Source organism: Azovibrio sp., assembly GCF_049658005.1.
GTDB lineage: Bacteria > Pseudomonadota > Gammaproteobacteria > Burkholderiales > Rhodocyclaceae > Azovibrio.
This window is the reverse complement of the sequence record NZ_JBASOH010000107.1, coordinates 1-10,858: the sequence shown is the minus strand read 5'-3', so window position 1 is coordinate 10,858 and position 10,858 is coordinate 1. Positions and strand designations below refer to the sequence as shown.

Genomic DNA, 10,858 nt, shown 5'->3' with positions numbered 1-10,858 from the left:
CCACCATGCCGACCACGCAGCGGGTGAACACGTCGATGGCAATGGTGAGGTACGGACGGCCAATCGGTTGCCGGTCGCGCTCGTCCACCACGATCAGGTCGATGACCGTGTGGTCGATCTGCACCTGTTCCAGTGGCGCGGCAACGGCGGGAGGCTCACCGCCGACACCTTGCAGGTTGCGGGCCGCATCCTTGCCTTCTCGGCGGCGAACGGCCTCACGCGGATCGAGGCCGGCGATTCGCAACGCCACGGTGTTGCGCGCCGGCACCCGCAGCTTTTGCGCTTTGCAAGCCTGCGCGACCTCACGGTAGAACGCCGCTAGGCTGCGCTTCTGCTTGGTCAGGAAGCGCTTTTGCAGCAGCTCGCGGATGATGCGTTCGACCGACTCCGGCAAGCGGCCTTTACCTTTGCCACCGCTCGACTGCCCAAGAGCCAAGTCAGTGACCAGTCCCGAACCTTGCCGGGCACGGCGGATCAGGACGTAGACCTGCCGCCGGGACAAACCCAGTGCCTGGGCTGCCGCGTCGGCCGCTTCATGCCCGACCGTCTCCGACTGCGCCAGCGGCCCAATGATCTCCGCACGACGACGCGCTCGCTCCCATGCCTGTTCTGGCAGGGTGGCTACGCCGTGCTCGGCAATCGGTACGGTATCGGTCGCCATGCTCACCTCGCTTTGGTGCACACGAGTATTAAGCATAGACGAGATTGGTGCAGCCGACTGCTGATATCGGTCTGTCAGGAGTGGGCTGCACAACAGCCGTTATGCCCATTCAATTGGTGCAGTCGTGTTCTGAAAATGACACGGATTCCTGCCCATGTCCGGCAAACCCAGCATCCTGATCGTGGACGATGCAGCCTCGCTACGCGCCGCCCTCCGCACTTTCTTCACCAACGAAGGCTACCCGATCATCGGGGAGCTGAGCCATGGCAAAGGCGTCGTCGAGAGCATCGGCCGGCTGAAGCCCGACGTGGTCTGCCTGGACTACAACCTGCCGGGCAGCAACGGGCTTGATCTCCTGAAACAGATCGTCGTTACCCATCCCGATACTTCGGTGGTGATGATTACCGGGGATACCAACCCGACCCTGGAGGCCGACGCGGCGGAAGCCGGGATTGCCGGTTTCATCCGCAAACCCTTCACCCCCGAGCAGATTTTGCGGGAAATCCGCAGGGTCACCCATACCCGCGCCCTGCTCCGGCGCCAGGGGGACACGCCGGTTCCTGCCCATGAGGCAGCCCGGGCCACCGCCGTCGTCGCCGACGACAGCGCTGCCATGCGCCTGTTGCTGGTTTCCATCCTCAGCCAGGCCGGCATCCGGGTGCACGAAGCCGTCTCCGACGGCAGGCAGGCCGTGGCCGCCGTAGTCCGCCACAAGCCTGATCTGGTCTGCCTGGATATGGACATGCCGGTCATGAATGGCCTGGACGCCCTGGCCCAGATCAAGCGCAGTGAGCCAACAAGCAAGGTGCTGATGATTACCGGCCACATGAGCCGGGAGACCATTCAAGCTGCCGGCCAGCGCGGTGCCAGTGGCTATATCCTGAAGCCCTTCGACCCCGCCAAGGTCACGGAAGCCGTGGGAAAACTGCTCGGCTTCCAGGCCTGAACCACCCATCCGCCACCCCTCAAGCGCCCCGCCAGCTCCGGGCCGAGTACGGCCGGGTTTCCCCGGCCTCGCTGCGCCGCGGGTGCCTTACTTCCTGTGGCTGGCCAGACGCTGCCAGGTGTCCACCACCGTGTCCGGATTCAGGGACATGCTCTGGATGCCCTGATCCATCAGCCATTCGGCCAGGTCGGCATGGTCGGAGGGACCCTGGCCGCAGATGCCCACATACTTGCCCTTCCTGTTGGCGGTGGCGATGGCCATGGCCAGCAGCTTCTTGACGGCCGGGTCGCGCTCGTCAAACAGGTTGGCCACCAGGCCGGAATCGCGGTCCAGGCCCAGGGTGAGCTGGGTCAGGTCGTTGGAGCCGATGGAGAAGCCATCGAAGATGTCCAGGAACTCGTCGGCCAGCAGGGCGTTGGAGGGGATCTCGCACATCATGATCAGCTTCAGATCGTTCTCACCCTGCTTCAGGCCGTGCTCGGCCAGCAGTTCGACCACGCCCCGGCCCTCGTCCAGGGTGCGCACGAAGGGCACCATCAGCCAGACGTTGGTAAAGCCCATCTCTTCGCGCACCTTCTTCATCGCCCGGCATTCCATCTCGAAGCAGTCGCGGAAAGACTGGGCGATGTAGCGGGAGGCGCCGCGAAAGCCGAGCATGGGGTTTTCTTCCTCGGGCTCATACAGCTCGCCGCCCAAGAGCTTCCTGTACTCGTTGGACTTGAAGTCGGAGAGGCGCACGATCACGGGCTTGGGCCAGAAAGCGGCGGCGATGGTGGCCACGCCTTCGGCCAGCTTTTCCACAAAGAAATCCACCGGGCTGGCATAGCCCCGGGCCCGGCGCTGGATCTCCTCGCGCTTGGAGGCGGGCAGACGCTCGATGTCCAGGATCGCCTTGGGGTGGATGCCGATCACGTTGTTGATGACGAACTCCACCCGCGCCAGACCGACGCCGGCATTGGGTAGCTGCGCGAATTCGAAGGCCAGTTCCGGATTGCCCACGTTCATCATCACCTTGACGGGGAGGTCGGGCATGGCGGAGATGTCCTTGGTCACCACCTCGAAATCCAGCTTGCCCCGGTAGATGTGGCCGGTATCGCCCTCGGCGCAGGAGGCGGTGACGATCTCGCCTTCGGTGAGGGTCTCGGTGGCATCGCCGCAACCGACGATGGCGGGTACGCCCAGTTCCCGGGCGATGATCGCGGCGTGACAGGTGCGGCCGCCCCGGTTGGTGACGATGGCGGCAGCCCGCTTCATCACGGGTTCCCAGTTGGGGTCGGTCATGTCGGCCACGAGCACGTCGCCAGGCTGGACCTTGTCCATTTCCCTGGGGTCATGGACGATGCGCACCGGACCGACGCCGATCTTCTGGCCGATGGCGCGCCCGGAGGCCAGCACCTTGGAGAAGGACTTGATCTTGAATTTTTCCAGGCGGTTGGGGCCTTCTTCCTGGGACTTCACGGTCTCGGGCCGGGCCTGCAGGATGTACAGCTTGCCATCCACCCCGTCCTTGCCCCACTCGATGTCCATCGGCCGCTGGTAGTGCTGTTCGATGATCATGGCGTAGCGGGCCAACTCTTCCACTTCCGCGTCGTTGATCGAGAAACGGATGCGCTCGGCCTCGGCCACGTCCTCGGTGATGGTGGATTTGCCGGCCACCTTCTCGCTGGAAAAGGTCATCTTGATCATCTTGGAACCCAGATTGCGGCGGATCACGGCTTTCTTGCCGGCCGCCAGCATGGGCTTGTGCACATAGAACTCGTCCGGGTTCACGGCGCCCTGGACCACGGTCTCGCCCAGGCCGTAGCTGGAGGTGATGAAGACGGCATCACGAAAGCCGGATTCGGTATCCAGGGTAAACATCACCCCGGCGGCGCCCTTGTCGGAACGCACCATGCGCTGAATGCCGGCAGACAGGGCCACGTCAGCATGGATGAAGCCCTTGTGCACCCGGTAGGAGATGGCCCGGTCGTTGTAGAGCGAAGCGAACACTTCCTTGATGGCGTGCAGGATGTTGTCCAGGCCGACGATGTTGAGGAAGGTTTCCTGCTGGCCGGCAAAAGAGGCATCGGGCAGGTCTTCGGCAGTGGCGCTCGATCGCACCGCGAACGACATGTCACTTGAAGAATCAGCAACAAGCCTTTGATATTGCTCGGTAATGGCGATGGTAAAGTCCATCGGGAAGGGAGTGTCGATGATCCACTGGCGAATCTTTTCGCCGCAGGCCACCAGGGCATTCACATCATCCACGTCCAGGTGTTCCAGGGCATCGGCGATCTTCTTGTCCAGGCCGCTCTGGGCCAGGAACACCCGGTAGGCATGGGCGGTGGTGGCAAAGCCGCCGGGCACGCGCACACCGGAATCCGCCAGCTGGCTGATCATTTCGCCCAGGGAGGCATTCTTGCCGCCAACCTGGTCCACATCGCTCATGCGCAGGCGTTCAAAGGGAATGACGTAGTTGTCGCTCATCGAGGTTTCCTTTCAGGATTCAATTGGAAGACAGGTGGGTATGGCTGGAATCGGTGGAGAAATCATTGCCCTTGAGGCGCCGGGTGGCGGCTTCGCGGCGGGCGGCCGAACGCAGGGACTGGGCCAGGCTCTCGTGCACGAAATCGATATGCACCTCGGCGGCGGAGCGGGCCGCCCCGGGCCGGCGGTCGCGGATGGCTTCAAACAGGCGGGCGTGCTGGGCCTCGAGCAGGGAAAAGGCCCGGGAGACATTGCCCAGCTCGGTGAGATTGAGGCAGATGTTCTCTTCCATCAGGCGCAGCAGGGTGGACGTCAGGTGGCCCAGCAGGACGTTGTGGGAAGCGTCGGCAATCGCCTGGTGAAACGCGATGTCGCAGGCGGCCTGGCGTTTACGGTCTTCACCGTCAAAGACCGCCTGCAGCGCTTCGAAAGTCTGGGTCAGGCGCTCCATGTCCTCGTCGGTGCGCCGTTCGGCGGCCCACTCGGCCACCTGGCCTTCGAGCATGCGGCGCAATTCCAGCAGGTCTTCGCGCAGATTGGGGTGAGCCCCCAGCATTTCCTGCCAGGGATCAAAAAAGGTGGAATCGAGCCGGTCGGTCACGAAGGTGCCGCCGCCTTGGCGGCTTTGCAGCATGCCTTTCGAGGCCAGCTTCTGGATCGCTTCTCGCAACGAGGGGCGGGAAACCCCCAGCTCGGCGGCCAGTTCACGTTCAGGCGGCAGGCGATTCCCCGGCTTCAGGGAGCCTTCGAGAATGCGGCGCTCAAGGGATTCGGCGATGGCGTCGGAGATTCTGGGAACGGAAAGTTTGGCGGTGCTCATGAAAGAGGCCAGGTCAGCCCTGATTGGTAAGACCAGGCAATTCTAAACGCCGGATTGCGCCCTGACAATACCCGCATCAAACAAAACATTTCGCCCAACACCCTGCATTCATGTCAGTTTTCAAAATCGATTGTGGTGGTAATACCAATTTACCAAAGCGCTTCTGAGGGCACCGACCGGTCTCGGAACCGGGCGTCATCCCGGCATGAAAAGAGCCCTGAATGGCTTCAGCGCCCGGGTCCGCCGCCCGGCCAAAATCCGCGTCCCGAAAACGGGCCAAGGACCTTGGCACCTGCCGGGGGGAGGGTTCGATCCCCGGGCGGCGTCCGAACAGGCTTGTGCGGCAGTACCCGGGGCCGTTACAGTAGCCGCGGTCGTCAACTGCTCCGCTCGCGCTCATGCGTTTGCCCGCTGCCACCCTCGGAATGCTGCTCGGCCTCGCCGCTCCCTGCGCCATCGCCGCCGACGCAAAGCCGGTGCCTGACTACGTCAATGAAACCCTCAGCGGCGACTGGGGCGGACGCCGCGCCGATCTCTACCGCCAGGGCATTGCCCTTGAAGGCGTCTATCGCATCGACGCCCTGCGCAACACGAGCGGCGGCCTGCAGCGGGGCGGCCAGCCGATGATCCATCTCGAACTCAAGATGGCCGCCGACCTGGACAAACTCTGGGGCTGGGCCGACACCACGGCCTTTTTCAGCCTGATCGGCGACTACGGCTCGAAGCTCAATGCCGACATGACCGGCAGCCTGCTCGGCGTCAGCAATATCGAAGTCCCGGTTTCCACCCAGCGCCTGTTCCACGCCTGGGTGCAGAAGGATTTCGCCGACAAGCAATGGGCACTGCTCGCCGGCCTCTACCCGATCGACTCGGAATTCATGGTGATGGATGCCGCCAGCGTCTTCGTGCAGCCGCCCTATGGCGCCCTGGCCGATCTGGCGCTGACGCGGGGGCCGTCGATTTTCAACAATCCGGCCGTCGGCCTGCGCCTGAAATGGACCGCCGCCGACCGTTCACGGTATGCCCAGGGCGCGATTCTCGACGGCGTTCCCGGCGATCCGGCCCACCCCAGGGGCACCCATATCGCCTTCCATCGCGGCGACGGCATCATGTCGATTGCCGAGATCGGCTACCAACCCGGCGAAGCCGGCCACGTCTTCGAGCCCACCACGCCCGATGTGGGGGTGCCGGTGGACCCGGTCACCAAGGCCCACGAACTGGCCGCCGACAGTTTCGGCAAATACGCCGTCGGCGTCTGGGGCTACAGCGCCAAGGCGGACGACCTGGTGGATACCGATGCCGCCGGCAAGCCGCTGCGACGCAAGAGCCGGGGCTGGTACGCACTGGCCGAGCAGACGCTGCTGTCGGGCTCCCGCATCGGCGCCATCTCGGCCTTCTACCGCGTCAGTGCCAGCGATGGCGACTCGACGGCAATCCGCCATACGCAAAATATCGGCATCCGCCTCAAGGGGCCGCTGCCGGGTCTCGCCGACGACATCCTCGGCCTCGCCCACACTCGCGCCGGACTCAGCGACAAGTTCATCCAGGCCCAGGCGGCGGCCGGCATCGCCGCCAGCAGCAGCGAGCGCGCCTGGGAACTGACTTACCGCCATCAGGTGAACCGCTGGCTGGCGGTGCAGCCGGTGGTGCAGCGCTTCCGGCATCCGGGCGGCGACCTGGCGCGACCCAAAGCCACCGTCGCCGGCATCCGGCTCGACCTCGCCCTGTAAACCCACCCACTCCCCGCCAGCGGCATGCGCATCGGCTCGACGGTAAGCGCGGAATCGCGCAGCGCTGGTTGTCAAAATAATCGTCACGTTCATCCCGCCGTCTTTTTTGATGGATCATTCATTTGTCGTTCCTGGTTCAGCCAGACGATCTCCGGTTGTTTCCAGTTGCGCGTTTTGCCAGACCCGCGTTCCGGCTTGCTGGTTTTGGCCTGGCCTGCACCGGCATGGCGCTGCGCTGAAGTGACGAACTTGATGGCCGGGTGGCGATGCTAGACGTTGTACCCACGCACGAAATTCATCAACCATTGGCATGCCGCATCCAGGTCCGCAAAGCCCTAAAAGCCCTTGCGGGCATAGCCGGGACGGTACTTGAACGTGCGGAAGAAAGCCTCGGCCTGGGGGCGTTAATCATCGGATAACACTGGGGCGACTGCAGGGCGCTGCATTCATTCGGGTGGGTCAGATGATAAACTTGGCCAGACTCTGGAAGACTTCGCCGTGCGACACCAAACGAGCCGGCTGACATGAAACAACCTGAAGACGAAATCCTCACGCTCGATGAAGTGGCGGTCTACCTCAAGGCAGGGAAAAAGACCGTCTACCGGCTGGCCCAGCAGGGGGAGATACCGGGATTCAAGCTGGGCGGGACTTGGCGGTTTCGTCGCAGCGAGTTGGATCGCTGGATTGCCGCGCAGATAGCCGAGAAAACGCAGGACAAGACATGAGCACCCCGCAGAACAGCAACAGCCAGGCGGGCTCGCTCAGAGGGAGGGCTACACGCCCATGAACGCCGTAGAAATCGAACAAGCCATCACAGACCTGGCGGAGCAGCCTTTCGACAGCGCAGAGTTCCCCTATGCCTTCCTTGAGGCGTTTGGCAACAAAGCGACGACCATCAAGCGCCTGCGCGCGGGGGCGTCGAACAAGTCTGACCTCGGCGGTGTTCTTCAGACCAGCAACATCCACATCCTGACCTGCGACGCAGGGCGGGTGACCCAAACGCTCGCCGCTCTCAAGGCCAGCCCGGCCACAGCCAAGGCCAAGGCGAAGTTCATCCTCGCCACCGACGGCATCGACTTCGAGGCCGAAGACCTGACGAGCGGCGAGACCGTCGCCTGTGCATTCAGGGACTTTCCGGACCATTTCGGCTTCTTCCTGCCGCTGGCGGGCATCAGCACCGTCCGCCAGATCAGCGAAAACGCCTTCGACATCCGCGCCACCAGCCGCCTCAACCGCCTGTACGTCGAGCTGCTCAAGGACAACCCCGAATGGGGCACGGCGCAGCGTCGCCACGACATGAACCACTTCATGGCGCGGCTGATCTTCTGCTTTTTCGCCGAAGACACCGACATCTTTGGCGGCAAGGGCAAGTTCACCGACACCGTGGCGCAGATGAGCGCCAAGGATTCGTCCAACACGCACGAAGTCATCGCCACGCTGTTTGGCGCCATGAACACCCCGCGCGAGGAACGCGCCGCCGCCGGCATCCCGCGCTGGGCCGAGGGCTTGCCCTACGTCAACGGCGCCTTGTTCTCCGGCAGCACCGAGGTGCCGCGCTTCAGTCGCATCGCCCGATCCTACCTGCTGCACGTCGGTGGCCTGGACTGGACCCGCATCAACCCGGACATCTTCGGTTCGATGATCCAGGCCATCGCCGAGGACGAGGAACGCGGCGAACTGGGCATGCACTACACCAGCGTGCCCAACATCCTCAAGGTGCTGAACCCGCTGTTCCTCGATGACCTGCGCGCCAGACTGCAGGATGCCGGCGACAACCCGCGCATGTTGCTCAACCTGCGCCGGCGCATGGCCAAAATCCGCGTCTTCGACCCGGCCTGCGGCTCGGGCAATTTCCTGGTCATCGCCTACAAGGAAATGCGCGCCATCGAGGCCGAGATCAACCGGCGGCGCGGCGAGCCGGATCGCGCCTCGGACATCCCGCTCACCAACTTTCGCGGCATCGAGCTGCGCGACTTCCCGGCGGAGATCGCCCGCCTCGCGCTGGTGATCGCCGAGTACCAGTGCGACGTGCTGCATCGGGGCCAGAAGCTGGCCCTGGCCGAGTTTCTGCCCCTGAGCAACGACAACTGGATCACCTGCGGCAACGCGCTGCGGCTGGACTGGTTGAGCGTCTGCCCGCCGACCGGGGCGGGTGTGAAGGTGCAGGCGGACGACCTGTTCGAGACGCCGCTCGACCAGACCGAGATCGACTTCGAGAATGAGGGCGGGGAGACGTATATCTGCGGGAATCCACCCTATCAGGGCAGCGTCAACCAAACACAGTCTCAGAAGGACGACATGGCGCGGGTTTTCTCGCGCTATCTGGCAACCTACAAGGACTTGGATTATGTAGCGAGCTGGATTGTAAAAGCGGTTGAATATGCTCAAGCAACCCGCGCAGCCACGGCTTTCGTGACAACCAATTCGATCTGCCAAGGCGAACAGGTTGGTATGCTTTGGCCTATCGTTTTTGGGAAAGGGCATCGAATTTCTTTCGCTCACACGTCCTTTCTATGGAGTAACAACGCGGCTCATAATGCTGGGGTCACTTGCATTGTTGTTGGCTTAAAATCGGACGCCAGCGGTGGTGCAACGCTCTACGATGGTGAGACTGCCCGAGTCGTCCCGAGCATTAGCCCTTATCTGACGCCGTCGTCGGATACGATTGTTAGGAAATCAAACTTTCAAATCTCGGGCCTGCCTGAGATGGTGTCAGGAAACAAAGCAACGGACGATGGAAACCTCATTCTGTCTCGAAAGGAGGTGGACGAGCTTCTTTTGGAATTTTCTCAAGCCGAACGATTTATCCGACGGCTAGAAGGAGCTAAGGAGTTCATACGCGGCGAGTCGCGATGGTGCCTATGGATTGGCGACTCGGAAGTTGACGATGCTTCAGCAGTTCCGGAAATTGCAGAAAGAATAGAAAAAGTGAGACAAGCTCGGACCTTGAGCCGAGGTAAACAAGCGAACGATGCCGCAGTGTCTCCTCATCGTTTTGTATTTGCGCCACACGCGCCCGGCATTTCCATCCTTGTGCCAAGCGTGTCGTCTGAGCGTCGTGAATACTTGCCATGTGGATGTTTTGACGACCGCACAGTAATAGTGGCGCCCAATTTGGCGATGTATGGCTCACCGTTATGGTGTTTGGCCATCATCGCCAGCCGCCTGCATCTGGTCTGGATCGCCACCGTCTGCGGCAAGCTGGAAACGCGCTACCGCTACTCCAACACCCTCGGCTGGAACACCTTCCCGGTGCCGACGCTGACCGAGAAAAACAAGGCCGACCTCACGCGCTGCGCCGAAGACATCCTGCTGGCGCGCGAGCACCACTTTCCGGCCACCATCGCCGACCTGTACGACCCCGAGCACATGCCCGCCGACCTGCGCGCCGCGCATGAGCGCAACGACGAAGTGCTGGAGCGCATCTACATCGGCCGGCGCTTCAGGAACGACACCGAACGGCTGGAAAAGCTGTTCGAGCTCTACACCAAAATGACCGCCACGGCCGCGCCGGCCAAGGGCAGAAAGCGCAAAGCGGGGGCCAGCACATGAGCGACAAACCCGTGAAACTGAGCCCCCCGCCCGAAGGCTACATGGACTGGCTCGCCGACCTGAAAACCCGTATCCACACCGCCCAGCAACGCGCCGCGCTGGCGGTCAATCGCGAACTGGTGCTGCTGTACTGGCAGATTGGCCAGGACATCCTTGCACGGCAGGCCGCACAGGGCTGGGGCGCGAAAGTCATCGAGCGGCTGTCGCAGGACTTGCGCTCGGCCTTCCCGGAGATGAAGGGCTTTTCTCGCGCCAACCTGATGTACATGCGGGCGTTCGCAGCGGCCTGGCCCGACGAGCAAATTGTCCAACAGGCGGTTGGACATTTGCCATGGGGGCACAATCTGGTGCTGTTATCGCAGTTGAAAGACCGAGCACAGCGGCTCGCCTACGCTGAAAGTGCCATTACCCACGGCTGGTCGCGCAACGTGCTGAACCTCCATATCGAAACCCGTTTACTGGAGCGCAGTGGCAAGGCCGCCACCAACTTCGAGCTGACTTTGCCCAAGCCGCAGTCCGATCTGGCGCGCGAATCGCTGAAAGACCCGTATCGCCTCGATTTTCTTGGCTTGAGCCGCGAAGCGGGTGAGCGTGCCATCGAAAATGCGCTGGTCAAGCACGTCACCGAGTTCCTGCTGGAGTTGGGCGCTGGCTTCGCCTTCGTCGGGCGGCAGGTGTTGCTG

The 10,858-nt window shown here is 62.8% G+C and carries 8 protein-coding genes; 5 read left to right on the top strand and 3 right to left on the bottom strand.

The features are described 5' to 3' along the window. A partial coding sequence (locus WBH99_RS09470) for a DNA-binding domain-containing protein (RefSeq protein WP_424219836.1) occupies positions 1 to 661 on the bottom strand: 661 nt, incomplete at its 3' end. A 154-nt stretch (positions 662 to 815) separates the two neighbouring features. Between WBH99_RS09470 and WBH99_RS09465 the strand changes: the two genes are divergently transcribed. Continuing rightward, a complete protein-coding gene (locus tag WBH99_RS09465) occupies positions 816 to 1,607 on the top strand; it encodes a response regulator (RefSeq protein ID WP_424219835.1) in 792 nt (263 codons plus the stop codon). An 87-nt stretch (positions 1,608 to 1,694) separates the two neighbouring features. Here WBH99_RS09465 and ppsA read toward each other — a convergent pair whose 3' ends face one another. Then, positions 1,695 to 4,073, bottom strand: coding sequence for a phosphoenolpyruvate synthase (gene ppsA / locus WBH99_RS09460; protein WP_424219834.1), 2,379 nt, complete (start codon positions 4,071 to 4,073; stop codon positions 1,695 to 1,697). A 19-nt stretch (positions 4,074 to 4,092) separates the two neighbouring features. Further along, positions 4,093 to 4,893, bottom strand: a complete 801-nt coding sequence (locus WBH99_RS09455) for a FadR/GntR family transcriptional regulator (protein WP_424219833.1) — start codon at positions 4,891 to 4,893, stop codon at positions 4,093 to 4,095. A gap of 398 nt (positions 4,894 to 5,291) precedes the next feature. Here WBH99_RS09455 and WBH99_RS09450 point away from each other — a divergent pair, with 398 nt between their 5' ends. The 4 genes from WBH99_RS09450 to WBH99_RS09435 form a co-directional block, all read left to right on the top strand. Further along, positions 5,292 to 6,623 (top strand): carbohydrate porin, encoded by a 1,332-nt coding sequence (locus WBH99_RS09450; protein WP_424219832.1) that lies wholly within the window; start codon positions 5,292 to 5,294, stop codon positions 6,621 to 6,623. A gap of 524 nt (positions 6,624 to 7,147) precedes the next feature. Continuing rightward, positions 7,148 to 7,348 (top strand): methylation-associated defense system helix-turn-helix domain-containing protein MAD1, encoded by a 201-nt coding sequence (gene mads1, locus WBH99_RS09445; RefSeq protein WP_424219831.1) that lies wholly within the window; start codon positions 7,148 to 7,150, stop codon positions 7,346 to 7,348. A gap of 58 nt (positions 7,349 to 7,406) precedes the next feature. After that, positions 7,407 to 10,175, top strand: coding sequence for a class I SAM-dependent DNA methyltransferase (locus WBH99_RS09440; RefSeq protein ID WP_424219830.1), 2,769 nt, complete (start codon positions 7,407 to 7,409; stop codon positions 10,173 to 10,175). Beyond that, on the top strand, positions 10,172 to 10,858 hold a 687-nt coding region (locus tag WBH99_RS09435), incomplete at its 3' end, for a PDDEXK nuclease domain-containing protein (RefSeq protein ID WP_424219829.1). The genes WBH99_RS09440 and WBH99_RS09435, both read left to right, overlap by 4 nt.

Excerpts from the sequence above, each read along its gene's own strand:
- WBH99_RS09455 (WP_424219833.1), bottom strand. The coding sequence starts at position 4,893 with ATGAGCACCGCCAAACTTTCCGTTCCCAGAATCTCCGACGCCATCGCC.
- WBH99_RS09465 (WP_424219835.1), top strand. The coding sequence starts at position 816 with ATGTCCGGCAAACCCAGCATCCTGATCGTGGACGATGCAGCCTCGCTA.
- WBH99_RS09440 (WP_424219830.1), top strand. The coding sequence starts at position 7,407 with ATGAACGCCGTAGAAATCGAACAAGCCATCACAGACCTGGCGGAGCAG.
- mads1 (WP_424219831.1), top strand. The coding sequence starts at position 7,148 with ATGAAACAACCTGAAGACGAAATCCTCACGCTCGATGAAGTGGCGGTC.
- WBH99_RS09450 (WP_424219832.1), top strand. The coding sequence starts at position 5,292 with ATGCGTTTGCCCGCTGCCACCCTCGGAATGCTGCTCGGCCTCGCCGCT.
- ppsA (WP_424219834.1), bottom strand. The coding sequence starts at position 4,073 with ATGAGCGACAACTACGTCATTCCCTTTGAACGCCTGCGCATGAGCGAT.